Annotated in this window: 21 protein-coding genes and 3 tRNA genes; 8 read left to right on the top strand and 16 right to left on the bottom strand. The window is 59.0% G+C overall.

The window, feature by feature from the left end:
* Positions 1 to 26: 26 nt before the first annotated feature.
* Both QP982_RS05695 and QP982_RS05690 read right to left on the bottom strand, forming a co-directional pair.
* A complete protein-coding gene (locus QP982_RS05695) occupies positions 27 to 2762 on the bottom strand; it encodes a valine--tRNA ligase (protein WP_239272554.1) in 2736 nt (911 codons plus the stop codon).
* Between the two features lie 216 nt (positions 2763 to 2978).
* The gene (locus tag QP982_RS05690; RefSeq protein ID WP_038628100.1) at positions 2979 to 3962 is read right to left on the bottom strand and encodes a malate dehydrogenase; all 984 of its coding nucleotides are present in this window, start codon (positions 3960 to 3962) and stop codon (positions 2979 to 2981) included.
* A 230-nt stretch (positions 3963 to 4192) separates the two neighbouring features.
* Between QP982_RS05690 and QP982_RS05685 the strand changes: the two genes are divergently transcribed.
* The gene (locus QP982_RS05685; protein ID WP_038628098.1) at positions 4193 to 4978 is read left to right on the top strand and encodes a TetR/AcrR family transcriptional regulator; all 786 of its coding nucleotides are present in this window, start codon (positions 4193 to 4195) and stop codon (positions 4976 to 4978) included.
* Between the two features lie 62 nt (positions 4979 to 5040).
* Here the strand turns inward: QP982_RS05685 and clpX are convergent, their stop codons facing one another.
* The 5 genes from clpX to QP982_RS05660 all read right to left on the bottom strand — a co-directional run bounded on the left by clpX (position 5041) and on the right by QP982_RS05660 (position 9372).
* On the bottom strand, positions 5041 to 6303 hold the full coding sequence (gene clpX, locus QP982_RS05680; protein ID WP_048735141.1) for an ATP-dependent Clp protease ATP-binding subunit ClpX: 1263 nt from the start codon (positions 6301 to 6303) through the stop codon (positions 5041 to 5043).
* Between the two features lie 173 nt (positions 6304 to 6476).
* Entirely contained in the window at positions 6477 to 7100 is a 624-nt protein-coding gene (locus QP982_RS05675) for an ATP-dependent Clp protease proteolytic subunit (RefSeq protein ID WP_369707172.1), read from the bottom strand.
* Positions 7101 to 7146: 46 nt separating this feature from the next.
* Entirely contained in the window at positions 7147 to 7719 is a 573-nt protein-coding gene (locus QP982_RS05670; RefSeq protein WP_016422302.1) for an ATP-dependent Clp protease proteolytic subunit, read from the bottom strand.
* Between the two features lie 140 nt (positions 7720 to 7859).
* Positions 7860 to 9323 carry a trigger factor gene (gene tig, locus QP982_RS05665; RefSeq protein WP_083295680.1) on the bottom strand — a complete coding sequence of 488 codons (1464 nt, stop codon included), beginning with the start codon at positions 9321 to 9323 and terminating at the stop codon, positions 7860 to 7862.
* Positions 9296 to 9372: transfer RNA gene (locus tag QP982_RS05660), tRNA-Pro, on the bottom strand. Before QP982_RS05660 ends, tig begins: the two co-directional genes overlap by 28 nt.
* 563 nt (positions 9373 to 9935) lie before the next feature.
* On the opposite strand from QP982_RS05660, the gene QP982_RS05655 reads away from it, so the two are divergent.
* The 3 genes from QP982_RS05655 to QP982_RS05645 all read left to right on the top strand — a co-directional run bounded on the left by QP982_RS05655 (position 9936) and on the right by QP982_RS05645 (position 11380).
* Positions 9936 to 10010: transfer RNA gene (locus QP982_RS05655), tRNA-Gly, on the top strand.
* Positions 10011 to 10119: 109 nt separating this feature from the next.
* Positions 10120 to 10353: a hypothetical protein gene (locus QP982_RS05650; RefSeq protein ID WP_040361601.1), complete on the top strand. Its 234-nt coding sequence runs from the start codon at positions 10120 to 10122 to the stop codon at positions 10351 to 10353.
* A 145-nt stretch (positions 10354 to 10498) separates the two neighbouring features.
* On the top strand, positions 10499 to 11380 hold the full coding sequence (locus tag QP982_RS05645) for a hypothetical protein (protein ID WP_070603377.1): 882 nt from the start codon (positions 10499 to 10501) through the stop codon (positions 11378 to 11380).
* 25 nt (positions 11381 to 11405) lie between these two features.
* Here the strand turns inward: QP982_RS05645 and QP982_RS05640 are convergent, their stop codons facing one another.
* Together QP982_RS05640 and QP982_RS05635 are read right to left on the bottom strand one after the other, a co-directional pair.
* Positions 11406 to 12014, bottom strand: a complete 609-nt coding sequence (locus QP982_RS05640) for a DJ-1/PfpI family protein (protein ID WP_088611431.1) — start codon at positions 12012 to 12014, stop codon at positions 11406 to 11408.
* Between the two features lie 107 nt (positions 12015 to 12121).
* A complete protein-coding gene (locus QP982_RS05635) occupies positions 12122 to 12595 on the bottom strand; it encodes a ribose-5-phosphate isomerase (protein ID WP_005511109.1) in 474 nt (157 codons plus the stop codon).
* A gap of 228 nt (positions 12596 to 12823) precedes the next feature.
* Between QP982_RS05635 and QP982_RS05630 the strand changes: the two genes are divergently transcribed.
* On the top strand, positions 12824 to 14029 hold the full coding sequence (locus tag QP982_RS05630; protein ID WP_147722507.1) for a TIGR04053 family radical SAM/SPASM domain-containing protein: 1206 nt from the start codon (positions 12824 to 12826) through the stop codon (positions 14027 to 14029).
* A 27-nt stretch (positions 14030 to 14056) separates the two neighbouring features.
* Here the strand turns inward: QP982_RS05630 and QP982_RS05625 are convergent, their stop codons facing one another.
* The gene (locus tag QP982_RS05625) at positions 14057 to 14701 is read right to left on the bottom strand and encodes a mycothiol-dependent nitroreductase Rv2466c family protein (protein ID WP_070566874.1); all 645 of its coding nucleotides are present in this window, start codon (positions 14699 to 14701) and stop codon (positions 14057 to 14059) included.
* Positions 14702 to 14854: 153 nt separating this feature from the next.
* The gene (locus QP982_RS05620; protein WP_224433852.1) at positions 14855 to 15385 is read right to left on the bottom strand and encodes an SMI1/KNR4 family protein; all 531 of its coding nucleotides are present in this window, start codon (positions 15383 to 15385) and stop codon (positions 14855 to 14857) included.
* 176 nt (positions 15386 to 15561) lie between these two features.
* Here QP982_RS05620 and pepN point away from each other — a divergent pair, with 176 nt between their 5' ends.
* Positions 15562 to 18264: an aminopeptidase N gene (pepN, locus tag QP982_RS05615; protein WP_284870290.1), complete on the top strand. Its 2703-nt coding sequence runs from the start codon at positions 15562 to 15564 to the stop codon at positions 18262 to 18264.
* Between the two features lie 67 nt (positions 18265 to 18331).
* Positions 18332 to 18730 (top strand): globin, encoded by a 399-nt coding sequence (locus QP982_RS05610; RefSeq protein WP_016422288.1) that lies wholly within the window; start codon positions 18332 to 18334, stop codon positions 18728 to 18730.
* Between the two features lie 18 nt (positions 18731 to 18748).
* Here QP982_RS05610 and QP982_RS05605 read toward each other — a convergent pair whose 3' ends face one another.
* From QP982_RS05605 to QP982_RS05585, 5 genes are all read right to left on the bottom strand, one after another.
* Complete coding sequence (locus tag QP982_RS05605) at positions 18749 to 19552, bottom strand: DUF8185 domain-containing protein (RefSeq protein WP_070607783.1); 804 nt, start codon at positions 19550 to 19552, stop codon at positions 18749 to 18751.
* Between the two features lie 6 nt (positions 19553 to 19558).
* The gene (locus tag QP982_RS05600; protein ID WP_016422286.1) at positions 19559 to 20002 is read right to left on the bottom strand and encodes an acyl-CoA thioesterase; all 444 of its coding nucleotides are present in this window, start codon (positions 20000 to 20002) and stop codon (positions 19559 to 19561) included.
* A 135-nt stretch (positions 20003 to 20137) separates the two neighbouring features.
* Positions 20138 to 21808, bottom strand: a complete 1671-nt coding sequence (ettA, locus tag QP982_RS05595) for an energy-dependent translational throttle protein EttA (RefSeq protein WP_016422285.1) — start codon at positions 21806 to 21808, stop codon at positions 20138 to 20140.
* A 285-nt stretch (positions 21809 to 22093) separates the two neighbouring features.
* Positions 22094 to 22654: a single-stranded DNA-binding protein gene (locus QP982_RS05590; protein WP_284870289.1), complete on the bottom strand. Its 561-nt coding sequence runs from the start codon at positions 22652 to 22654 to the stop codon at positions 22094 to 22096.
* Positions 22655 to 22886: 232 nt separating this feature from the next.
* Positions 22887 to 25034 carry a bifunctional copper resistance protein CopD/cytochrome c oxidase assembly protein gene (locus QP982_RS05585; protein ID WP_069359320.1) on the bottom strand — a complete coding sequence of 716 codons (2148 nt, stop codon included), beginning with the start codon at positions 25032 to 25034 and terminating at the stop codon, positions 22887 to 22889.
* Between the two features lie 86 nt (positions 25035 to 25120).
* On the opposite strand from QP982_RS05585, the gene QP982_RS05580 reads away from it, so the two are divergent.
* Positions 25121 to 25193: transfer RNA gene (locus tag QP982_RS05580), tRNA-Arg, on the top strand.
* Positions 25194 to 25242 lie beyond the last annotated feature (49 nt).

Genomic DNA, 25242 nt, shown 5'->3' with positions numbered 1-25242 from the left:
ACGTGGTTCAGCATCCCGTGGATCGGTCATGCCTGCGGAAGTCCCTCCAAACGAGCCTTAATACGGTCAATCTCCTCCAGTGCGAACTGGTGGCGAGTCTTAATCTTCTCCACGACCTGCTCCGGAGCCTTGGACAGGAAGGCCTCGTTGCCGAGCTTCTTCTCGGTGCCGGCCAGTTCCTTCTCTGCCTTGGCCAGGTCCTTTTCCAGACGCTTGCGTTCAGCGGCCACGTCGACGGTGCCGGAGGTATCCAGCTCGATCAGGACCGTGGCCTGAGACAGGCGCACCTCAATGGAAGCGGTAGCGGTGAAGCCGTCCTCCGGTGCCTCAGCACGAGCCAGCGAACGAATCATCTCTTCCTGAGCAGTCAGATCAGCATCCGCCAGGTTCATGCGTGCCGGCACGCGCTGCGACGGCTTCACACCCTGGTCATTGCGGAAACGACGCAGCTCGGTGACCAACTTCTGGGCATCGGCAATACGACGTGCGGCAACCTCATCGACAGCAGCGCCGTCGGTGGTCATGGTGGCATCCGGCCAGGCGGAAATAACCAGAGAATCCTCGAAGCCCTCCGCGCCGTCGGTAAGCGCCTTCCACAGCGTCTCCGTGACGAACGGCATGGACGGGTGCAGCAGACGCAGCAGCGTATCCAGCACGCGGCCGAGAACCAGACGAGTGGAGGCGGCGCGGGCGGCCTGGTCCTCGGTCATGGTCTCGCCGTCGTTCAGGCGCGGGAAGTCAACCTTGGTCATCTCCAGGTACCAGTCACAGACCTCGTCCCATGCGAAGTGGTAGAGGGCCTCGTTGGCCTTGGAGAACTCGTACTTATCCAGCGCAGCGTCAACCTCGGCGCGGACCTGTTCCAGGCGGTCCAGGATCCAGCGGTCGGTGTCGGTGAGCTGGTCGCGGTCCGGCAGCTCGCCCACGTGGGCCCCGTTCATCAGCGCAAAGCGGGTGGCGTTGAACAGCTTGGTGGCGAAGTTACGGGAGCTCTGAGCGGCGTCATTACCGACCGGCAGGTCAGAGCCTGGGTTAGCGCCACGCGCCAGCGTGAAGCGAAGTGCGTCCGCACCGTAGTCACGGACCCAGTCCAGCGGGTCAATGCCATTGCCGAGGGACTTCGACATCTTGCGACCCTGCTCATCGCGGACCAGACCGTGCAGGAAGACATCCTTAAACGGCACCTGCGGACGACCGTCGCGCCCCTTACCCAGCGGTGAATCAGCCAGGGTGGCAGCAAAGGTCGAGAACATCATCATGCGCGCGACCCAGAAGAACAGAATGTCATAGCCGGTAACCAGTACGGATGTCGGGTAGAACTTCTCCAGCTCTGGGGTGGCTTCCGGCCAACCCATCGTGGAAAACGGCCACAGCGCAGACGAGAACCAGGTATCCAGCACGTCCGGATCCTGCGTCCAGCCCTCGCCCGTCGGAACCTCATCATCCGGGCCGACACAGACGACCTCGCCATTCGGGCCGTACCAAATCGGGATGCGGTGGCCCCACCACAGCTGGCGGGAAATACACCAGTCGTGCATGTCATCGACCCAATCGAACCAGCGCGGCTCCTGCGAAGCTGGGTGAATAACCGTGTCGCCCTCGCGAACAGCATCGCCGGACATCTTGGCCAGCTCATCGACCTTAACGAACCACTGCAGGCTCAGCAGCGGCTCAATCGGCTCACCCGAGCGCTCCGAGTGGCCGACCGAGTGAACGTACGGGCGGACCTCCTTGACAATGCGCCCCTGCTCACGCAGCGCCTCCGTCAGCGCAGTACGGGCTTCCGCACGATCCATGCCGTCGAAACGCGTGCCAGTGTTGAAGATACGGCCAGTGGTGTCAATGACCTCCGGCATATCCAGGTCGTGGCGCTGGCCCATGGCGAAGTCATTCGGATCGTGTGCCGGCGTGATCTTCACCGCACCGGTACCGAACTCGCGGTCCACATAGTCATCGGCGATGACCTGAATCTTCAGGTCCTCGCGGAACGGGTGGTCCAAAACCTTGCCCACCAGGTGCGTGTAGCGCTCATCCTCCGGGTGCACGGCAATTGCCACGTCGCCCAGCATCGTCTCCACACGAGTCGTCGCCACAACAATGGAGTCTTCCCCATCGCCGTAGCGGAAGGAGACGAGCTCGCCTTCAGCGTCCTCGTACTTGACCTCAATATCCGAGATTGCAGTCTGCAGCACCGGAGACCAGTTAACCATGCGCTTGGCGCGGTAAATCAGGCCGCGGTCAAACAGTTCCTTAAAAATCGTCTGAACCGCACGGGACAGGCCCTCGTCCAGAGTGAAGCGCTCACGGGACCAATCCAGGGAGTCACCAATCTGGCGCATCTGGTTGCCGATACGTCCGCCGTAATCGTGCTTCCACTCCCAGACCTTCTCCACGAACTCCTCGCGGCCATAATCGAAGCGGTCCTTGCCTTCGGACTCCTTCAGCATCGCCTCGACCTTGGTCTGCGTTGCGATACCCGCGTGGTCCATACCCGGCAGCCACAGCACCTCGTAGCCCTGCATGCGCTTACGGCGCACCAGCGCATCCATCAAAGTGTGGTCCAATGCGTGGCCCATGTGCAGCTGACCCGTCACATTCGGCGGGGGCAGCACAATAGAGTAAGCCGGCTTGGAGCTAGACGGATCAGCCTCGAAATAGCCAGCGTCTACCCAGCCCTGGTACAGGTCCGACTCCACGTCAGCCGGGTTCCACGACTTGGGCAACTTATCTGCTCTGTTTAGGTCCACGTTGTTCTCAGTCACGCGTCACATCTTAGCGCCTTGCCCGGATTTGTTTTTCCAGGGGCTTTACGACGACCCTTGCGCCCCAACCCATATCTGCTATCGGCGACTTACGCACCGCCGAATTCAAGCTTTACTCACGCCCCGAGCCAATCTGCGATTACCGCAGTAAATGAAAAGGTGCCCTCTTGTGAAACCATCACAAGAGGGCACCTTTAAACAGGCGTTAAGCGACCCTTAGACCAGCAGGTCCTTAACTGCGTCGCGCTCTTCGCGCAGTGCCTTGACGTTGCGCTCGATGCCAGCGCGCTGCACCTCGGAGAGATCCAGGCCCTCAACGCGAACCCACTCGCCGTCCTTGGCGTAGCACGGAACACCAGCAACCAGGCCCTCGTCGATGCCGTAGGAGCCATCGGACGGAAGTGCGACAGAGACCCACTCGCCCTCTGGGGTACCCGTCACCCAGTCACGCATGTGGTCAACTGCGGCAGCTGCAGCGGAAGCTGCGGAGGAAGAACCGCGGACCTCGATGATTTCTGCGCCACGCTTCGCGACACGCGGGATGAAGTCCTGCTCGACCCATGCAGCGTCAACCTTGTCGGAGACCTTCTCGCCTGCAATGGTGGCGTAGGTGATGTCCGGGAACTGGTCTGCGGAGTGGTTACCCCAGACGATCATGTTCTTGATCTCAGTGGTCGGAACACCAATCTTTTGCGACAGCTGGGACAGGGAACGGTTGTGGTCCAGGCGCATCATGGCAGTGAAGCGCTCTGCCGGGATGTCCTTAGCGTGGGAAGCGGCAATCATGGTGTTGGTGTTAGCCGGGTTGCCGACAACCAGAACCTTGATGTCGTCTGCTGCGTGATCGTTCAGTGCGGCACCCTGCGGACCGAAGATCTTGCCGTTGGCGCCCAGCAGTGCGGAGCGCTCCTCGCCCTTGCCACGCGGCTTCGCACCGACCAGGAATGCGGCGTTGGCGCCGTCGAATGCCTTTGCCGGATCATCGGTGATGTTGATGCCAGTCAGAAGCGGGAAGGCGGAGTCAAACAGCTCCATGGCGACGCCTTCGGTGGCGTGCAGCGCCGGAGTAATCTCCAGCAGGTTCAACTCAACCGGGGTCTCAGGGCCGAAAACCGAACCGCTGGCAATGCGGAAGAGCAGGGAGTAAGCGATCTGTCCGGCGGCGCCGGTAACTGCAACCTTTACGGGAGTCTTGTTCACTACAGGCCTTTCTCGAGAGAGAATCAATTCGCTGCCCACTCTAATGCGACTGCAGAATTGGCGCAGACGGGGGCGATGCGCTCAGGCCATTTCTGAAAAACGGATAGCATTAGGCATGACTTACGGTCGTGTACTCATTTCACTAGAAAGAAGTCCGCGACTGACCAATTTCACCCCCGTTAGATAGCCAAAACCCCGTAGTCGCTCTCTAGTCCAAGCAAAGGATTTTCATGAAGTCTCCAGGCTCCTCTGATGCAATCCCCCATGCAGTCTTGGTGGCAGCACTTCAAGAATTCACCGCAAAGGGGTATGCAGATGCCCGTTTGGATGCCATTGCTGCCGCCTCTGGTGTCTCCAAGCGCATGCTTCACTACCACTGTGGTGACAAGATGGGACTCTACAGGGCGACGTGGGCACATGTGCTGGAGACCGTAAGGCCTGACGACGACGCCCTGCGTCCACACTCCAATGTGCCGGTGGAAGCCCTGCAGCATGTAGTCGGCGTTATCTACGACTATTTCTCGGCGAACCCGCTCGCCGTGCGGTTCATCATCCAGGAAAACCTACACCCAGTCCTGCCGCTTGAAGGCGTGACTGGGCTTGGTGGTCAGAGCCCAATTGTTTTGGAGTTTGACCGCATCTTGTTGCTCGGCCGCGATTACGGTGCATTCCGCACTGACATTTCCGCACTTGATCTTTATATTCTCGTGCTCTCACTGGCCACCTTCCCCACCCTGCACCAACGGACTTTTGAAAACCTCTACGGCATTGAAATGCAGTCGACGGTGCTGTCGGACAAGCTGCGTGAGTTCGCACAGGACACCGTGACCAGCCTGTTGACATCCTCGCCTCGCAACGAACCGGGAAGCTCGTACACTTCCTTGCTGGCCTCCCATGGCGCGAACTCGTCCGCGCTTGGCGCAGAGGTCTATGGCGATCAGCCCAACCCAGAGACTCAGGACTTGGCTGCTGATGATGCCCCGGATTACCGCGACATCTACGGCATGGACGACTAGGGCTCCACACAGACATCAAAACCCGGTTAGAGCAGGCGCTCTAACCGGGTTTTTAGCTACCTTTACGCAGTCTTCTTGTCCGCGCTGCGTTCAACGAGTTCTGGCGCTGCACCGTCCGTGATGCATTCCTTGTGAACGATGACCTCCGCAACGTCGTCACGCTCTGGTACGTCGAACATCACGGGAACCAAGATTTCTTCCATGATGCCGCGCAGACCACGGGCGCCGGTATTGCGACTAATCGCCTTGGCGGCAATGGCGCGCAGTGCCTCATCGTCGATGGTGAGGCGCACACCGTCCATGTCGAACAGGTGCTGGTACTGGCGAACCAGGGAGTTCTTGGGCTCAGTGAGTACGCGAACCAGCGCGTCCTCATCGAGGTTGGTGACCGATGCGATGACGGGCAGGCGACCAATGAACTCAGGGATCAGGCCGAATCGAACGAGGTCCTCCGGCAGCACGTCGCGGAATGGATCCTTCATATCCGCGTCGTTAGCCGAGGTGACATCTGCGCCGAAGCCCAGCCCCTTCTTACCGACACGCTCCTGCACGACCTTCTCCAGACCGGCAAACGCACCGGCGACGATGAACAGGACATTGGAGGTGTCGAACTGAATGAACTCCTGGTTTGGCAGCTTGCGCCCACCCTGCGGGGGCACGGCGGCTACGGTTCCCTCGAGAATCTTCAGCAGCGCCTGCTGCACACCTTCACCGGAGACATCGCGAGTGATAGAGGTGTTTTCAGACTTACGCGAGATCTTGTCAATCTCATCGACGTAAATGATGCCGCGCTGCGCCTTCTCGACGTCGAAATCAGTAGCCTGCAGCAACTTCAGCAGGATGTTCTCCACATCTTCACCGACATAGCCGGCCTCGGTCAGGCTGGTGGCGTCAGCGATTGCGAACGGCACATCCAGCTTGCGAGCCAGCGTCTGTGCCAGGTAGGTCTTGCCACAGCCTGTCGGCCCCAGCAAGAGAATGTTCGACTTCTGTAGCTCGACGTCGTTGTCCGACTTGGTCTCTGCAGCACGAAGGCGCTTGTAGTGGTTGTAGACCGCGACGGCTAGGGTGCGCTTTGCCATGTCCTGGCCGATGACGTACTCATCGAGGAAGTCGCGAATTTCCATCGGACGCGGCAGGCGGTCGTCGTTGCCAGTTGCCTCGCCGCCGGTGTTGAGCTCCTCTTCAATAATCTCGTTGCAGAGCTCGATGCACTCATTACAGATGTACACACCAGGTCCGGCAATCAGCTTTTTGACCTGCTTCTGACTCTTTCCACAGAAAGAGCACTTCAGCAAATCCGCACTTTCTTGCATACGCGCCATGAGGCTCCCGCCGCCGCCTTTCCGCTTCGTTGCCAATAACTGCTTCAGACCAGCCTACCGTGAGTGTGCGCAAATACCGGCTTCCACGCCAGGGGCGAGGCGAATTTCACGCGATCTCGCCCGGTGCTTTACGACGGCCAGTGCGCAGCACTCCAAAGAGACCATGTCCCCATTTAGGCGTTGTGCTTGCGGTACTCGAAGACCTGGTCGATGATGCCGTACTCGACGGCCTCTTCAGCGGTCAGGATCTTGTCACGGTCGGTGTCCTTGCGGATCTGCTCTGCAGTGCGACCGGAGTGGCGAGCCAACGTCTCCTCCATCAGCTTGCGCATGCGCTCGATTTCGTTCGCCTGAATCTCCAGGTCGGAAACCTGGCCCTGGATTCCCTGGGTAGCCGGCTGATGAATGAGAACGCGCGCATTCGGCAGAGCTGCACGCTTACCCGGTGCACCCGCAGCGAGCAGCACGGCTGCCGCGGAGGCAGCCTGGCCCAGGCACACGGTCTGCACGTCGGGACGCACGTACTGCATCGTGTCGTAGATGGCCATCAGCGAGGTGAAGGAGCCGCCTGGGGAATTGATGTACATCGTGATGTCACGATCCGGGTCCAGGCCCTCAAGCACCAGCAACTGCGCCATGATGTCGTTAGCGGCGGTGTCATCGACCTGGGAGCCGAGGAAGATAATGCGCTCTTCGAAGAGCTTGTTGTATGGGTTGGATTCCTTAGCACCAAAGCTGGAGTGCTCCACGAAAGAAGGAAGCACGTAGCGCGACTGCGGCATCTGCATATTGTTCATCTCCATGTTGATTAAATCGCCTCTAATTATTCGCTACTGTCCGCTTTTAGCGTGCGGTGTCCTTGAGAGCGGTCACGACGTGGTCAACCAGGCCGTATTCCTTAGCCTCAGCTGCGGTAAACCAGCGGTCGCGGTCCGAGTCTTCCTCAATGCGCTCGACCGGCTGACCGGTGTGCTGCGCAATCAGACGAGCCATCTCCTTCTTGGTGGCAGCGAACTGCTCAGCCTGAATGGTGATGTCGGATGCGGTACCGCCAATACCTGCAGATGGCTGGTGCATCATAATGCGGGCGTGCGGCAGTGCGTAACGCTTGCCCTTAGCACCTGCGGCGAGCAGGAACTGACCCATGGAAGCTGCCAAGCCCATGCCGTAGGTAGCCACGTCGCACGGAACAAACTGCATGGTGTCGTAAATGGCCATGCCGGCGGTGACGGAGCCACCCGGGGAGTTAATGTACAGCGAGATATCCGCCTCCGGGTCCTCAGCTGCCAGGAGCAGCATCTGACCGCAGAGCTTGTTGGCAATCTCGTCGTCGACCTGCTCACCCAGCCAAATAATGCGCTCCTTGAGCAGCTTGTCGAAAACCGTGTTCGTCGACATCTGGGCGTTATCGCTCATCTGTGTACTCCTTCTTCGTACGTGTGCGAGTTTGTCGTTCACTAGAGGGTAACGAAAAGGGCCGTCCCTTTGTTTCAGGAACGGCCCTTGTTCGCTATAAGCGTTGCAGCATAAGGAATGCGTCGCGCTAACGGCGGGGCTTACTCAGCCGAGTTGTCCTCAGCCTTGTCGGACTCAGCCTTCTCAGCCTCAGCTTCGACCTCACCGAAGTACTCGTTCAGATCGATTTCGTTGCCCTCAGTGTCCTTGGCGGAAGCCTTCAGGATCGAGGTGGCCAGAGCCTTGCCGCGGCGAACGTCTGCAAACAGGTTGCCGAGCTGGCCGGACTGCTGAATCTGCTGGATGAACTGGTTCGGGTCCATGCCGTAGGACTGAGCAGTGAACAGGATGTGGTCGGTGAGCTCCTGCTGGGAAACGTCCGGCTGGATCTCCTCAGCCAGTGCATCCAGGAACAGCTGGGTGCGAACAGCTTCCTCAGCGGACTTCTTGGAGTCCTCGTCGAACTGCTCACGAGTGGTGCCCTGGGCCTCCAGCATGGAGTTCAGAACCTTCTCGTCGCCGCCGAACTGACCCAGCAGCTGCTGCAGCTGGCCCTCGACCTGCTCCTTGACAACACCCTCCGGAAGAGCGATTGTGGTCTGCTCCATTGCGGCAGCCAGGACCTTGTCGCGGACCTGCTGAGCCTGTTCGCCCTTCTTGGTGTTCTCGACCTGGCGTGCCAGGTCTTCCTTCAGCTCCTCGATGGTGTCGAACTCGGAAGCCATCTGAGCGAAGTCGTCGTCAGCTTCCGGCAGCTCGCGGACCTTGACGGACTGAACGGTAACGGTGACCTGAGCGTCCTCGCCCTCGTGCTCGCCAGCAACCAGCTTGGTGGTGAATTCCTTGGACTCGCCCTGGGACAGGCCAACAACAGCCTCATCCAGGCCGTCAATCAGATCGTCGGAGCCAACCTGGTAGGACAGTCCCTCGGTGGAAGCCTCTTCCAGCTCTTCACCGTCGATAGTGGCGGACAGGTCGATGGAGACGAAGTCATCCTTCTCAACTGCGCGCTCAACGCCGGTCAGGGTGCCGAAGCGAGCGAGCAGGTTCTGCAGCTCAGCCTCAACAGCTTCCTCGTCGGCGACCAGCGGGTCAACCTCAACTGCGATGTCCTCGAACTTCGGCAGCCCAATCTCCGGACGGACGTCGACCTCAGCGGTGAACTCGACGAGCTCGCCGTCTTCCAGCTTGGTGATGTCAACCTCAGGCTGACCGATAACCTTCAGCTCCTCCTCGCGAACGACCTCGTCGTAGCGGGACGGAACCATGTCGTTGAGCACCTGCTCCAGGATTGGGCCGCGGCCGAAGCGGGCCTCAATCAGCTTTGCCGGTGCCTTGCCCTTACGGAAGCCCGGAATCTGGACCTGCTGAGCCAGTGCCTTGTAGGCATTGTCGAACTCTGGCTTCAGCTCGTCAAACGGGACCTCGACGGTAATCTTCACTCGGGTCTCATTGAGCTTCTCAACGGAAGACTTCACTGGTGCACTCTCCTGCAACTCGATGATTAATTCATAGACCACGGGAGTGCCCGTGATACTGGTCGGGGTAGCGGGATTTGAACCCACGGCCTTCCGCTCCCAAAGCGGACGCGCTACCAAGCTGCGCCATACCCCGTATGCGTCATTCGAAACCTAGCAGAAACCCCTTTGGAGCATCTGCACCGGGGTCCTCATAGTCGCGAAATCGCGTTTCCACAACGGACCCGTATAGATTTACCTGACGATTAACGAAATCACAAAACCACGCGTTCAACCAGGCCATTACTCTGTCTGAAAACGCTTTACGACGCCATCGAGAGCCAACCTGCCAACTACTACTGGTTTCATGAAATCCATGCATATCACAGGGCGTTTGCATCACCTCGGCACTGCTTTTGGCGGCCTCGTTTACTGCAAACACTCCATTCGTCGGCCGACCCTCCAAAGAAGCCGCCTAAAACGACTGCCCCTTTGTTGAGTCGTGTGACAGTGTAATCAACGGCTATACGCCTGTTTCATATACCCCATATTGCTTTAGTTTCATTTTCTGTTTTTCCCGGCCACAGCCACTTTTCTTTAAATCCTTCGAGAAAAACCTGGCATCGATTTTTGTATGTGCGCTTTAACGAGTTAATATGCCTTGTACCAAGACACGGTCTGGTTGAGGCGAGTGCGCATCTAAACCGGATTTCTGTCTATGGGGATGTCGTATAGTGGCTAATACCTCAGCCTTCCAAGCTGAAGACGCGGGTTCGATTCCCGTCATCCCCTCCACGTAACCGGGAGCGTTGCTCCCGGTTTTTGTTTTTCCGAGCCGATGTCCGGGGCCAGAAATTCTTCTGCCCTCTGTTCAGGATCCAGTGCCGCGGGTACTCTGGGCACCATGAAGCCCACCATTATCGATGCCGATACTGGACACGAACTATGGACCGCGGTCGAATGCGCTGCTTTTTCCGGCACCGCACGTGGCACTTTCACCAGCTACGCTGGCCGCAAGAAGGCTCCTGAGCCCGTCGCGAAGCTTCATGGGTTGACCCTGTGGGATTCCGAAGAAGTTCGCGCATGGCACGCTAATCGAAAGAGCCGCACCAAGCGCACCGACTCCGCCGAGTCATAGATACCTACCCATACCCAATCTTTTCCTGGTTCCCGAGCTGCCTCTGTCGCACAGAGATGTTAGCTCGGGAACTTTTTGCGCTCTACGTGCGTTATTTCAAGTAATTACTAGCAATACTCGCAATTTCCTTTTGGAGGCCTAGCCCATGGGGGCTTTAATCCTGATCGCTATCACCGTCGGCGGTGCGATTATCATCGCGTCGATGGCTCAAAACCGCTCTAACAGGGCTTTTGATGCCCGCCAGAACAATCAATTGGAAGACGCCGTCGCAGACGCCCGCCGTTGGATTGAGCGGCTGGGCTCACAGGTGCTGAATCTCGCTGGCACCGATTCGGCTTCCACGCAGGCTCTTGCTGACGCATCCGAGCGTTACAACGCCGCTTCCTCGCAGATTTCTACTGCTCGGACCCCGGCACAGGCCCGAATGGCGCGCGAATCGGCGCTGGAGGGCCTGCACTACATCAATGCTGCTCGCGAAATTATGGGCCTGCCGGCGGGGCCGACACTGCCACCGCTGGAGGGGCAGAAGGCCGCTGGTTCTGTGACCGAAACTCGCACCATTGAGCACGAAGGCCACTCGGTTACCGCCTCGCCATACGCCACCCCGGAAACTCCGAACTACTACCCCGGCGGCCGTGTCGCTGGCCGTCCGGTTCCAGCCGGTTGGTACTCCGAGCCCTGGTGGAAGTCCGCGCTCCGCACCGGTGTCTGGACCGCTGGCTCGATGCTGCTGTTCTCTACTCTCTTCCACGGTATGGCCGGTGTTGCCTACGGCGCTGATGAGTTCGCCAGCGGCATGGGCACCGGTGCTGACGACTTCGGCGGCACCGAGGACTTTGGTTCCGATGACTTTGGTTCCGATGACTTCGGTGGCGATGACCTTGACGGCGGCGACTTCGGTGGCGGCGCTGCCGATGCTGGTGACGCAGGCGACGGCGGTGGCTTCTTCGACGGCCTCTTCGGCGGCGACGGTGGCAACGACGGTGGCGGATTCTTCGACGGCGGATTCGACGGTTTCGATATTTAGAAGAAGCCCGGCGCCGCTATTTCGCTCAATTCGCAAAAGGGTCGACAGTGGCGTCTGCCTGGGGCCGATACTCAATTTTTCTGGCGGCCAATCGACCAGCTTCCTCGCCAAGGATGCTGCTAATTAAAGCAACAGCCATATCCATACCTGCTGCGACCCCTGATGAGCTCCACCGATTACCGTCTTCGACCCATCGGGCTTCTTTCACCCACATCACTTCGTTTCCGAACGAGGTGGCCCAATCAAAAGCCAACTTATTACTAGTTGCCCGCTTTCCTTCAAGTAGCCCAGCCGCAGCAAGCAGCGCCGAACCCGTGCAGACCGACGCCACTAACCGCGCCTGGGATCCGATGCGCTTAAGCCACTCCAAAAACTCTGCATCTTCAACTAGTGTTCTGCTCCCTGCTCCACCGGGCACCAGGAGAATATCGACTGCCTCAAGTTCAGCGATGCAGCGCGTGGCGATAACCTCCGTCCCCTGAGCGCTGGTTATCGGACCGGCAATGTTGGCGACATATTCGACCTCAATCTCTGGGACATGGCCAAAAAGGCCAACCGGTCCAAATACGTCCAAGAGCTCGAACCCGGGGAATAGCACAACAGTTACTCGGCGATGCGCTTCTTGATTTGTCATACGACAATTCCTACTCCGTCTACACATGAAAAAGGGCCTGGTCCCAGAGTTTTCTGGAACCAGACCCCTTTTTTATTCCTATCAACAGATAGCGAACAGCAACCCCTTTAAGCTTCTGGCAGCTCCGGGGCAACGCCAGTCTTTTCGTACTCTGCCAGAATGTCGATGCGGCGCTGGTGACGCTCCTCCTCGCTCCACGGCTGGGAGACGAAAGCATCGACGATGGCCAGAGCCTCTTCCTCAGAGTGCATACGACCGCCGAGGCCAATCAGCTGAGCATTGTTGTGCTCGCGGGCGAGCTTTGCGGTCTCCACCGACCAAGCCAGCGCACAACGAGCGCCCTTGACCTTGTTAGCGGCAATCTGCTCGCCGTTGCCGGAACCGCCGAGCACGATGCCCAGGCTGCCCGGATCAGCGACGGTACGGGACGCCGCCTCAATGCAGAATGCTGGGTAGTCATCTGCAGGGTCGTAGGTGTGAGCGCCGCAGTCAACGACGTCGTGGCCAGCCTTCTCCAGGTGGGCCTTAATCAGGTTCTTCATCTCAAAACCGGCGTGGTCTGCACCAAGGTAAATACGCATGGCAGCAAGTTTAGCGGTTCCCACGGATTCCACGGCGTCTGCACCCGTTTTAGGTATTGCTTGACGACGTCTCCTGCGCAGCCGAATAGGGTGAAAAGTGACTGTATTTGCGTTTCAGCACGTCTTCGAAACCGGAAATTGGGTGCTTTTACCGTGTCTCCTGCGCCGCAAGCTCACTTCCAAGTCGATCCTGAAGCCCATGGCTCCCATGGGAATCATCACGCACCGGTGGTGCGAACGGTTCGGCATGACATCAACAAGAAACCATTTATTGTCATTTGGGAGGTCACGCGGGCTTGTGGCTTAGTCTGCAAGCACTGCCGTGCAGATGCGCAGCACGAGCCGCATCCTCACCAGCTTTCGACCACCGAGGGCAAGATGCTGCTGGAGACCTTGGCGTCGTATAGCAAGCCGAAGCCGCTTGTAGTGCTCACCGGCGGTGATCCTTTTGAGCGTGATGACCTGGAAGAATTGGTGCGATTCGGCACGGAGCAGGGCCTGAATATGTCGCTATCTCCATCGGTGACGCCGCGGCTCACGCCAGAGCGGATTCAGTCACTGCGTGAGGCCGGTGGCAAGGCGATGTCCATGTCGCTCGATGGCGCGACTGCCCAGACCCATGACAAGTTCCGTGGATTTTCGGGCACTTTTGAAAAGACGCTCGAAATGGCTCCGCACATCAACGAGGCCGGTTACCGGCTGCAGATTAACTCGACCCTGACCAAGGGAAATATTCATGAGGCGCCAGCGCTGCTGAAGACCGTCATGGAGATGCAGGCCAAGATGTGGTACGTCTTTTTCCTCGTTCCCACTGGTCGCGGTGCGGATTTGGGCGCTTTGTCGCCGGAGGAACGCGAGGACGTTCTGCACTGGCTATCGGATGTGTCCAACCGAATTGCCATTAAAACGACGGAGGCGCCGCAGTATCGGCGCGTCGTCATGCAGCAGGAGGAAGCGAAGGAAAAGGGGCTGCCACCCTATGAAGGTGGCGAGCTCTACCGCTACTTGACCGAGGAAACGACAAAGCTGCTCGGCGCTGTGCCGGAGAAGCCACGTCGGCCGCGCTCTCCGATGGCCGTCAATTCCGGGTCAGGATTTGCCTTCATTGACCACATCGGCGATGTTTACCCCAATGGTTTCCTGCCACTGCACTGCGGAAACGTCAAAGCTACGCCGTTCCAGGAGATTTACTCGAACTCGCCGGCGTTCAAGGCCCTTCGCGATCCGGACAATTGGCATGGAAAGTGCAGCGTCTGTGAATACCACAGCGTATGCGGTGGGTCCCGGTCGACCGCGTACGCGTTGACCGGGGATTACACCGCATCCGACCCGACCTGCATCTACATCCCGCCACGGTGGGCTGCCATGAGCGAAGAAGAACGGCAGGCCTCTACCGGGAAGAATGCTGGAGCCGGAGCGGGTCAGCTCTCCTAACTGCGCGCCCCAGCTGCTACTGCTTTCTTAGTCGAAGCGCGGGTCCTCAGTCCGGGAGCGCTTAATTTCGAAGAAGTACGGGTAGCTGGCGACGGCAACCGCGCCATCAAAAATCTTGCCCGCTTCTTCGCCGCGTGGGATACGGGTAAGCACTGGACCGAAGAAGGCAACGTCGTTGAGCTTGACCACCGGAGTGCCGACGTCGTTGCCGACCTCCTTCATGGCCTCTGCGTGGTTTTCACGCATGAGCTCATCGAACTCAGTGGTCAAGGCCTGGGCCAGCCGCTCTTCCGGCAGTCCAACCTCTGCGAGGGCTTCCTTAATCAGCTCGTCGAATGCGTGCTCCGGCTCGTCGACATGCGCGTGGCGATCGATGCGGTTTTCGTTGTGGACCTTCGTGCCCAGCGCGGTGTAGAGCTTGTCGACGGCCTCCTGGCCATCCTGGGAGAACACGGCGTTGAACAGGCGTGCCGGGGTCCAGTTGCACTGCATCATGAACTTGTAATCTTCCGGCAGTTCATCGCGGCCTTCATTGAGCACCGACAGGCTCATCGGCTTCCACTCGATCTCGATGTCGCGGACCTTTTCGACTTCCTTAATCCAGCGCGACGTCACCCAGCAAAACGGGCAGGAAACGTCGAAGTAAAAAGTGACCTTGTCTCGATTGCTCATGTGAAAGTCCTCCTAAAGCATTGATTGACTTATCAACGACTATAGGGCGGAATTTTTCGGTTCGCATTCATGAATTCGGATGGGTCCGAAGTTCTACCGGCCCCGGCGTTAACTGGCTTCCCCCCCCCATCGGACGCCGTCCAGATTGCTTACCTAGCCGTTCCAGGGCAAGCCCGTAGCCTCCAGGGAATCAGCAGCAGCCTCCAGGTAGGCAGGCCAGTCGGCGTAGTCCAGGAACTCCGAGCCCACCTCGTGGTCCATGGAGACCATCTTCCCCGAGCGCATGTCCAGACAGTAGTTGTTTCCGCCGAAGTCCATGACCAGTGGAATCCATGCCTCGTGATACCACTTGCCATCCGAGTCGGCGCTGTCCATGCTTTCGGCTTCAAAATCATCGAACTCGCCGTCCGCCTGCAGCTGAGTCCACAGCTTGTAGTCGTTCAGAATCGACTTCGGCGGTGCAATCCAGCCACCGTCCCACGGCTCACCGTCCACAGACGCGTGCCGCAGCCACGAAGCTCGCACGTAGTCTGGCAGCTTTACTCCGAGGTCAGCCTCAAGCTGATCCAGTTCCGCTTCTGTCGCCGGGGCCTCCAGGGCGTCATCGCCAAGCTTTGCTTCAATGCGATCCCACGCCGCGTTGACCCGTTCAACCTTGCTTGCATCATCATTGAGTTCGTACATGAAACGAAGTGTATTCACGTTCGGCTTTGCTCGCATGCCAAAGAAGCCAAAATCTCGCCGAATCGACCGTCAATCGATCGCCCGAATCGACACGCAATGAGCGAGGAAGTCGAGGTCACCCCGCCCACCCCACTACTGCCCGATTCCCAATCCGGGGTCGTGGTTACACTTGTCGCATGACTTCCACGAACCTAACCAGGACCGAGGCCGCCGACCGTGCGGCCATGCTCGAGGTGTCCCACTACGACATCTCGCTCGACCTTACGACCGCACCTGTCGGTGGGCCGCACAGCGCACCAACATTCGCTTCCAAGACCACAATTTCTCTGAAAGCGAAGCGCGCTGGTTCCACCTTTATTGACCTGCGTGATGCGGTTCTCAAGAGTGTGACCATCGACGGCGTCGATGCCACGGAGGCCGCTCGCTATGACAGCGAGACCGGCATTAACGTAGACCTGACCGAAGGTGACCACACCGTCGTTATCGATGCGGACTGTCGTTACACCAATAACGGCCAGGGCATTCACCGCTTCCAGGATCCCGCCGATGGCGAAACCTACCTGTACTCGCAGTTTGAAACTGCCGATGCCAAGCGCGTGTTCGCCTGCTTTGACCAGCCGGATTTGAAGGCGACGTATTCAATCCACGTCGTGGCACCGAAGGGTTGGAAGGTTGTTTCCAACTCGGTGGCCAAGACCGGCACCACCACCGATGTCCACGGCAATGAGGCCGACACCTTCGACTTCTCAGTGGATGTTCCGCTGTCGACGTATCTCGTCGCAGTCTGTGCTGGCCCGTGGTACGAGGTCACTGACTCGTGGACCGGCACTGTCGCACCGCACCCGGAAACCCCTGCTGAGCACCAGCCGGAGGGAGAGCTGACCATTCCGCTAGGCCTCTACTGCCGCCAGTCCATCGCCGAGTACCTCGATGCCGACACCTTATTCAAGGAGACCAAGGAAGGCTTCGACTTCTACGCCAAGCACTTCGGCGAGCCCTACCCGTTCGGCAAGTACGACCAGATCTTCTGCCCGGAATACAACATGGGTGCGATGGAAAACGCCGGCTGCGTGACCATCCGCGACGAGTACGTCTTCCGCTCCAAGCCCACTCATTACCTCTACGAGCGTCGCAATGACACCATCCTGCACGAGATGGCTCACATGTGGTTCGGTGATTTGGTCACCATGCAGTGGTGGGATGATCTCTGGCTCAACGAGTCCTTCGCTACCTGGTCGGCTGCCGCCGCACAGGTTGAGGTTTCCGATTACAGCCACGCCTGGACCACCTTCGCCAACGTAGAGAAGGCCTGGGCCTACAAGCAGGATCAGCTGCCGTCGACGCACCCGATTGCCGCCGATGCCAGCGACATTGACACCGTCGAGCAGAACTTCGACGGCATCACCTACGCCAAGGGCGCGTCCACCCTCAAGCAGCTGGCCGCCTACGTTGGTCAGGACGCCTTCCTCGCCGGTGCTCGTCTTCACTTTTCCCGCCACCGCTTTGGCAACGCCACCTTCGCGGATCTGTTGGAGGCGCTCTCCGAGGCCTCCGGTCGCGATCTGTCTGGCTGGGCCGATCAGTGGCTGACCACCACCGGCATCACCACCCTGGCGCCAGAGTTCCATCAAGAGGACGGCAAGTACACCTCCTTCGCAGTCACGCAGGAAGGCGCCGAGCCGGGTGCCGGTGAACTCCGTGATCACCGAATCGCAGTGGGCATCTACAACCTGCGCGGCACCGGCGCGGACGCTGTACTTGAGCGCACCAAGCGCGTGGAAATCGACGTCCGCGGTGCCCGCACCGATGTCCCAGATCTGGTCGACACACCAGTTGGCGACGTCGTGCTGGTTAACGACGACGACCTCACCTACAGCATGATTCGCCTGGACGAAGGCTCGCTTGCCACCGTCATCGACAACATCGGCGCTTTCACCGATTCGATGGCGCGCACACTGTGCTGGTCCGCCACCTGGCAGATGGTTCGCGCAGGCCAGATGCGCGCTCGCGACTTCGTCAACCTGGTGCTTCGCGGCATCCCGGGCGAGGATAAGCTCTCCGTCTTGGAGCGCGTCATCGCTCAGGCGGTCAGCGCCGTCAACGTCTACGCCGATCCTCAGTGGGCCGAGTCCACCGGCCGCGATCTGCTGGCTCAGGGGCTGTTGGACTACGCGAAGAAGGAAACCGACGCCGACCGCGCCCTGGTTTTCGTTAACGCTCTGGCTACCGTGGGCTCGTCGAATAGCGACGTCGCCGACGCACTGCGCGCCATCTACGCCGGCGACGCCGACAAGGCTGGCTTCCCCGCTGTCACTGTCGACACCGACATGCAGTGGCGCGCCTTGAAGGCTCTGGTTTCCGCTGGTCTCGAAGGCGAGGAGGCCATCGCAGAGCTTGAAAAGACCGACAATTCAGCACTCGGCGCGCAGGCCGCCATCGCCTGCCGCGCCTCCGTGCCGACGCTCGCCAACAAGGCCCGCGTCTGGGCTGAGGCGACTGTCTCCGGCGACGACGCCCCATCGAACCTTGTCATTCGCCACCTGCTGGCCGGCTTCAACGCGCCGGGCTCGGGTGCAGTGCTCGCGCAGGCGCTTGACGACGACTCCCGTGCCACCATCAGCGCGGAGCAGTCGGCAACCTCGCTGTCGGAGCACTTCTTCGCTGTTGCCAACAGCTGGTGGAAGCAGTTCTCCTCCGAGACGGCCCAGACTCTCCTCGAGGGCTTCTACCCCACTTGGGAGATCAGCGAGTCGGCAATCGCGGCCGCTCAGCGCCTGCTCGACAGCGAGGAGACTGCGTCGCCGGTCAAGCGCATCATTTCTGAGCAGCAGTTCCTGGTGAAGCTCGCTCTCCGCGCCCGCGAGTTCGACGCGAAGTAACAAGTGATTTCGGCCGGCACTTTGGCCGTTATCGTTTTCGTGGCATCAAGTCGATAGACTTGGTGCCATGACAACTTCTCAGACGCTCTTTGACTCCGTCGGCGGCGAGGATGTCTTCAATCGCATCGTCCATGGTTTTTACACGCGCATGCGTTCCGATGACCTCATCGGCCCGATGTACCCCAGCGATGACTGGGAGGGCGCCGAGGATCGACTACGTATGTTTCTCGTCCAGTACTGGGGCGGGCCGCACACCTACAGCGAACAGCGTGGTCATCCGCGCCTGCGCATGCGCCACATGCCGTTTTCCATCGGCGAGGCCGAACGCGACCGCTGGCTGGAAATCATGAGCGCCTCACTCGCAGACATTTCCGATGACGAGCTCCCCCGCCCCCAGCGCGAAGCCATGTGGAACCACATGGTGCAGGTTGCTGACATGCTCATCAACCGCTTCGACGCGCAGTAGGAATTAGGCCCTGCGCCGCTAGTTCAGCAGCGGCAGCACGCCAAAGGACTCGAGCGTAAAGATCGAGCCAAACCGCCCATCCAGCCGGTGCCACCGTCCCTTTGCGGACACGCGCACCGGCTCTTTTTCATCCGGTTGCTCCGGGATGAAGCCCATCGTGCACAGCGCAAACACGTCCCGCATGGTCACGTCCACGACGCTTTTCGACGTCGCCTGCGACTGCCCCTCCCCTGTATCAACAGTGGCTTCACCGGTACCGCCGCTGACAGTGAGAACCTTTTGGTCCAGCAGAGACGGTGGCATGCCCATCGGGCCGGAAGATTCGACGGCGACCGCGCGCCCCTGCTTCTCGAGAGTCCGGAAAGCAGTCGCTGGAACATAGTCGACAACCTGCCATCCTTCCGGCACTGGCAGGAATCCCGGCCAGGAGGACGCCGACTGCGCATGCACGCGGTATGGCATCGCGGTGAGCGAAGCTTCTTTCTCCTCTTCGTCCTCAGCAGTTTTTGCCTGCGCAAAGGCACGCACTGCGATGTCTTTAATCTCCGCGGCGGTGACGATGATGTCGTCGGGAAGCGCGTGCAGCGCAATCGTGCGCATGGCGAGCGGGCCGATTGGGGTCTTCACCCATACCTGCGACATTGCGGGCGCAGCGTTAGGTGCCGACGAGGAACTGATACCAGCGGCGGCGGTCTTACGTGCTCGGATGCGTAGCAACGTGCTCTCGTCGAGGGCGTAGGCCTTATGGGCCAGGACACCCAGATTCTTCAGGGCATCGGGAGTGCCAAAGGTCAGCTCGGCAGCGGGATGAGAAGTGGTCACGGCGAATTACTTGTCCTGGTCTTCCTTGTTGTCTTCGATTGCGGGAGCTGCAAAACGCTCCAGTTCACGGCGGGCAGACGGGGAGAGCTCGACTGCCTTCGCAGTCTTGAGATCAAACATCACCATCACGGTTTCGAGCACAGCAACGATGTGATCATGCTGGTCGGAGATTGTCTGGCGAAGTGTGAAAGAGGTGCGACCGAAGTTGATGATCTCGGTCTCAACCACAACTTCCTGGGTGTCCGGCAAAATAGCGCGGACGTAGTCAATCTCCAGGCGACGCACCACTGCCGCAGGCATCCCTGCCCCGCCGCCGAGACCGCGCATCACAAAGTCCAGACGAGCCTGCTGGGCGTATTCCAGGAAAGCGGTGTTGTTGGCGTGGCCATACTGATCGAAATCAGACCAGCGGATAGCGACGTTGGTACGAAATGGTGCTGATTCAGTCATACCCAGAACTATAGGCGTTTTCTGGAGCTACGAGCCTGCGAATACGCGAAAGCCCGGGACCTGTGCACTGGTGCGAGCCAGTCCACAAGGTTCCGGACTTTGCCGTTGGCAAAAATCAGATTCGCGCGAAACAGATTATCGGGTCAGGCGACGGTGCGTGACGCGCGACGGGCGTGCAGCCTCCTCGCCGTAACGCTCAATCTTGTTCTTCTCGTAGCCCTCGAAGTTGCCCTCGAACCAGAACCACTTGCCCTCTTCGAAGTTGCCTTCCCATGCGAGGATGTGGGTACAGGTGCGGTCCAGGAACCAACGGTCGTGGGAAATGACCACGGCACAGCCCGGGAAGTTCTGCAGTGCGTTTTCCAGCGAAGACAGGGTTTCGACGTCAAGGTCGTTAGTCGGCTCATCCAGGAGGATCAGGTTACCGCCCTGCTTCAGGGTCAGCGCGAGGTTCAGACGGTTGCGCTCACCACCGGAGAGAACCTTCGACGGCTTCTGCTGGTCCGCACCCTTGAAACCGAATGCAGACAGGTACGCACGAGACGGCATCTCGTTCTGGCCGACCACGATGTAGTCGAGACCATCAGAGACAACCTCCCAGACGGTCTTTTCCGGATCGATGTTTTCACGACCCTGGTCAACGTAGCTGAGCTGAACAGTCTGACCGACCTTGACCTCACCGGAATCCGGCTGCTCCAGACCCACGATGGTCTTGAACAGGGTGGACTTACCCACACCGTTCGGGCCAATCACACCGACGATGCCGTTACGCGGCAGGGTGAACGACAGGTCCTTAATCAGGACGCGGCCATCGAAGCCCTTCTCCAGGTCCTTGACCTCAACAACCTGGTTACCCAGGCGCGGCGGGGTCGGAATCTGGATCTCTTCGAAGTCGAGCTTCTTGTACTGCTCGGCTTCCTCCACCATCTGCTCGTAGCGCTCCAGACGGGCCTTGTTCTTGGCCTGGCGAGCCTTCTGACCCGAGCGGACCCACGCCAGCTCGTCCTTCAGGCGCTTCTGCAGCTTGGCGTCCTTCTTACCTGCAACCTCGAGGCGCTCAGCCTTCTTCTCCAGGTAAGTCGAGTAATTGCCCTCGTACGGGTAGAGCTTGCCGCGGTCGACCTCACAGATCCAGCCAGCGACGTGATCCAGGAAGTAACGGTCGTGGGTCACGGCCAGGACGGCACCCGGGTACTTAGCCAGGTGCTGCTCGAGCCACAGCACAGACTCGGCGTCCAGGTGGTTAGTCGGCTCGTCGAGAAGCAGCAGGTCCGGCTCGGAGAGCAGCAGCTTTGCCAGTGCTACACGACGACGCTCACCACCGGAGAGGTGAGTAACCGGCTCGTCCGCCGGCGGGCAGCGAAGCGCATCCATTGCCTGCTCAATCTTGGAATCCAGCTCCCAAGCATCAGCGGCGTCGAGCTCCTCCTGGAGCTTGCCCATTTCTTCCATGAGCTCGTCGGTGTAATTGGTGGCCATCTCCTCGGCGATGGCTTCAAAACGAGCCTTCTTCTCGAAGATGTCGCCGAGGCCCTCCTCGACGTTGCCGCGAACGGTCTTCTCCTCATTCAGCGGAGGCTCCTGCAGCAGGATGCCGACAGTGGCGCCCGGCTCCAGGAAAGCTTCACCGTTACTCGGCTGATCAAGGCCAGCCATAATCTTCAGAATCGACGACTTACCTGCGCCGTTCGGACCGACCACGCCGATCTTTGCGCCCGGGTAAAACGCCATGGTGACGTTGTCGAGAATAACCTTATCGCCGTGCGCCTTGCGCACGTTTTTCATCTGGTAGATGAACTCACCCATGGTGGAATTTCGTCCCCTCGTAGAAAGGAAATAAGCAATCCCTGTAGAGGTTACGCATAGGAACCAAAAGGCACAATCTACATGGGCGTACCCGCAATCCTTTCCCACCAAAATCTCTGCCAGGCTCCTAGCAAAACTAGCTGCGAGATAACGCTGCCGAATCGTATGCGATCCCTCCCCTTTCTCAGCAGCGTCACCTCACGTGCAGTAATTACCCCTCCCCTCTTTCCGCTCTTTCAGCGGCTCCCCCTCATTCCGCTCTACAACGATGTACTGGCTCCTGGGTTAGAACGGCGCACTGACTCCTGCATCAGCCATTTCTCGCTGCTCCGAACTAGCTGCACCTGTGTTCCCCGCCTCACCAGCGCCGCCCGTACTAGCAGTGAAGGTGCGCACGGCCCCGGCCTGAGACGCAACTGTCTCAGTAACCGAAGCTTCCGAATCCCCAGTCGATGACTCACCAAGACCAGTCGGCGACTCATGCGGCTTCTCAGTCATAGTCTTCACCGTTGCCAGGTGACGGCGCAGATTCGGACCTACCGCCTTAGCAATGATCTTCTGGCGCTGATGCTTCGTACCATCATCGCCCTCCCAGCGATCCGTACGAACGTGACCGTGGACAATGACGGCTTGGCCCTTCCACACCGTGTTATTCACGTTCTCGGCAAGCTTGCCCCAGCATTCAACATCAAAGTACGAAGTCTCCGACTGCTCCCAGCCATTTTCCCCCCTCCACGACTTACTGGATGCCACAGAAAACTTGCAGACCTTTGCCCCAGAATTGGTATTTCGATTTTCCACATGATGGACCACATTGCCCACCACGGTAATAACTGCCTCAGACATCGGGCTCCTCCCCCAAAGAAAGCGTTTACCTACGTCGGCCGAATAATTCGAAGGTGTCTCATTCGTGCCGTGCCAATTACTTTTCCGGCTTCGAGAAACAAATGAAAGAGGTACATAAAAAGCCTGTGGATAAGTTTGTCGAAAAGACAACTATCCACAGGCTACGTATGAAGTTGAGGGGCGAAGTCGCGGCAATCCTCGTCGTCAAGCATGCAAAATCAGCTTAACGACGCTACCTTCCGCGCCTCTTCGAGGCATCAATCGGATTATCCATGTGCACCGGATGCTGCGCGTCAACCTCCGAGGTGTAGTAATCGCGCTCGTCCTCGCCACCAACACCGACCTGCTGGCTCATGCGAGCGAGCATTTCGTTGTAAGCGGCCAACTCCTCATCATTGTTGCGGTCTGCGACGCGGTCGTAGCGGGCTGCATCCCTCTCATCGGAACGCCGCCACTGTACAAACAGCGCAACGGTAACGATGTAGAGCGGAACCTCACCGGCAGCCCACGCGACGGCACCACCAACGTTCTGATCTTCCAGGAGATTCACTGCCCAAGGGAGATCCAGGCTGGCGTAGTAGGTCTCGGCAAGCACCTTCTGCGACTGCATCAGCGAAATACCGAACCAAGCGTGGAACGGCAACGAACCCATCAGCGTGACCAGCTTGACCGACGGCTCAATCTGCTGTGGTGCAGCATCGACACCAATAATGACCCAGTAGAAGATGTAACCGGAGATCAAGAAGTGGATGTTCATGAACACGTGGCCCGCGTGCTCATCAGCCAAGAAGTCATAAATCGGTGTCATGTAAAGCAGGTAAAAGCCCGCAACGAACTGCACCGTTGCCACGACCGGGTGCGTGAGGAAACGCGACACCGGGTTGTTGATGAAGACCACCAGCCACTCACGAATACCCGGCAGACCATCGCGGCCGGCCGGCTTCAGCGCACGCAGCGCAAGCGTAACCGGACCACCCAGCACCAGCATGACCGGAATACCCATGGAGTAAAGCATGTGGGCGATCATGTGAACCGAGAACAGAGCCGGCATGTACACGCCCAGCGCACTGCACGAAGTAAACAGCAACGTGGCACAACCAGCGAGCCACCACAGGGTGTTGGACAGTGGCCAGGTACCGCCGCGCTTCTTCAGCAGGTAGAGCCAGTACAGGTAAATCCACGCGGCAATGATGGCGGCAGAGCCGAAGAAGATGTCAAAGCGCCACTGCGTGAACATGGCTTCCCAACCGAATGGGATTTCCAGGTTGTAACCGAGCTTGACCTGCATCTGCGTAATCGACGGCAGGCCTTCACCACCGGCCTGCTCAGAGAAATTCGGTGGCGGCGGAGTACGGCCCAGAGCTACGGCAACGCCGATTGTCAGCGCCATGATGATGACCTCGACAATGGCCAGGCGCCAGAATGGGCGATTCGACTGAGCGCGCTCGATCTCCGGAATGGTGATCTTGCGGTGCACATAGCCACATAGACCCAGGAAGATGGTGAGCACAGCCTTGACCAGCACCATGATGCCGTAATTGTTGCTGACCAGGTCAGACCAGTCAATGTTGATGGCTGCGTTAATGAAGCCGGAGGCAGACATGGCGATGAAAGCCACCAACGCCACGAAAGAATAGCGCTTCACTACCTCTGGCATCCATTCACCGCGACGACGCGCGTGGCCAACCAGCGCCATCAAACCGCCGACCCAAAACACAGTGAAGGTCAAGTGCCAGATGTAGGAGTTAGTGCCGTAGTCATGGGCACCACCGGAGGCATTGTGGCTTACAACCGCCAGCGGCATCATCGACACCAAGCTGATGGCGAAGAACACCGGCTGCCAAATCCACTTACGAGTCAGCGATGAACCAAGCGCCACAATGCCCGCAAAAATAGCTACCCACAGCCACGCCAAGCCCTCCTTGGTCTGCTCCAACGACACAGCCCAGTTACTCAGCTGAATCGTCGTCGACAGCGGCTGGCCCGACACATCGGAGAGCACCAGCGGAATCTCCATCAGCGCCATGAGGCCCCAGCCGAGCATGGCCCACATACCCGTGCGGGATGCCGTGTAGCCGTCGAGGCCCAAAGTGCCGTCGGCACGCTGCTTCGTACCGAAAGCGGCGAGCATAAACGAACCGACACCGAGGCAGGCGAGCAGCTCACCGGCCGCCTTCGCGAACGGGAACCCGAAGGTGGTGATTGTGCCGGGATCGGGAATACCCAACGTGGCGCGCGAATCCATGTTGAACGCCATCGAGAGCAAACCAGCTAGAACGCCGCCGATAAGTACAAAAACAACGTACCAACCAGCAGATTTACGGACTTTCTTATCCTTGCTAACAGGCGGAGAGGTCTCGGCCTTGGTCGTGGCAGTCATAGCCCTAAGCTTAGCGACCAAAGTCCCTAGAACAGAACCGGTTGTGATTGGCTACATTAGAGACGCTACAATGCTTTTCTTAGCTAGCCTCCATAGCTCAGTGGACAGAGCAGTCGGCTTCTACCCGATTGGTCGAGGGTTCGAATCCTTCTGGGGGCGCAAAAATAACCCGCCTGAACTGGTTTTATACCAGATGCAGGCGGGTTTT

Origin of the sequence: Corynebacterium sp. MSK019, from assembly GCF_030232425.1 — a bacterium.
Classification (GTDB): domain Bacteria; phylum Actinomycetota; class Actinomycetes; order Mycobacteriales; family Mycobacteriaceae; genus Corynebacterium; species Corynebacterium jeikeium_D.
Note: the sequence above shows the minus strand (reverse complement) of the source record. Positions and strands in the feature narration are given on the sequence as shown.

What these genes read in the sequence shown, in the direction of transcription:
- QP982_RS05590 (WP_284870289.1), bottom strand. Translation starts at nt 22,654, where the DNA reads ATGTCTGAGGCAGTTATTACCGTGGTGGGCAATGTGGTCCATCATGTG.
- QP982_RS05635 (WP_005511109.1), bottom strand. Translation starts at nt 12,595, where the DNA reads ATGCGTATTTACCTTGGTGCAGACCACGCCGGTTTTGAGATGAAGAAC.
- ettA (WP_016422285.1), bottom strand. Translation starts at nt 21,808, where the DNA reads ATGGGTGAGTTCATCTACCAGATGAAAAACGTGCGCAAGGCGCACGGC.
- QP982_RS05625 (WP_070566874.1), bottom strand. Translation starts at nt 14,701, where the DNA reads ATGAGCAATCGAGACAAGGTCACTTTTTACTTCGACGTTTCCTGCCCG.
- QP982_RS05610 (WP_016422288.1), top strand. Translation starts at nt 18,332, where the DNA reads ATGACAACTTCTCAGACGCTCTTTGACTCCGTCGGCGGCGAGGATGTC.
- QP982_RS05645 (WP_070603377.1), top strand. Translation starts at nt 10,499, where the DNA reads ATGGGGGCTTTAATCCTGATCGCTATCACCGTCGGCGGTGCGATTATC.
- clpX (WP_048735141.1), bottom strand. Translation starts at nt 6,303, where the DNA reads ATGGCGCGTATGCAAGAAAGTGCGGATTTGCTGAAGTGCTCTTTCTGT.
- QP982_RS05585 (WP_069359320.1), bottom strand. Translation starts at nt 25,034, where the DNA reads ATGACTGCCACGACCAAGGCCGAGACCTCTCCGCCTGTTAGCAAGGAT.
- QP982_RS05650 (WP_040361601.1), top strand. Translation starts at nt 10,120, where the DNA reads ATGAAGCCCACCATTATCGATGCCGATACTGGACACGAACTATGGACC.
- QP982_RS05640 (WP_088611431.1), bottom strand. Translation starts at nt 12,014, where the DNA reads ATGACAAATCAAGAAGCGCATCGCCGAGTAACTGTTGTGCTATTCCCC.
- pepN (WP_284870290.1), top strand. Translation starts at nt 15,562, where the DNA reads ATGACTTCCACGAACCTAACCAGGACCGAGGCCGCCGACCGTGCGGCC.
- QP982_RS05675 (WP_369707172.1), bottom strand. Translation starts at nt 7,100, where the DNA reads ATGAACAATATGCAGATGCCGCAGTCGCGCTACGTGCTTCCTTCTTTC.
- QP982_RS05600 (WP_016422286.1), bottom strand. Translation starts at nt 20,002, where the DNA reads ATGACTGAATCAGCACCATTTCGTACCAACGTCGCTATCCGCTGGTCT.
- QP982_RS05620 (WP_224433852.1), bottom strand. Translation starts at nt 15,385, where the DNA reads ATGTACGAACTCAATGATGATGCAAGCAAGGTTGAACGGGTCAACGCG.
- QP982_RS05685 (WP_038628098.1), top strand. Translation starts at nt 4,193, where the DNA reads ATGAAGTCTCCAGGCTCCTCTGATGCAATCCCCCATGCAGTCTTGGTG.
- QP982_RS05670 (WP_016422302.1), bottom strand. Translation starts at nt 7,719, where the DNA reads ATGAGCGATAACGCCCAGATGTCGACGAACACGGTTTTCGACAAGCTG.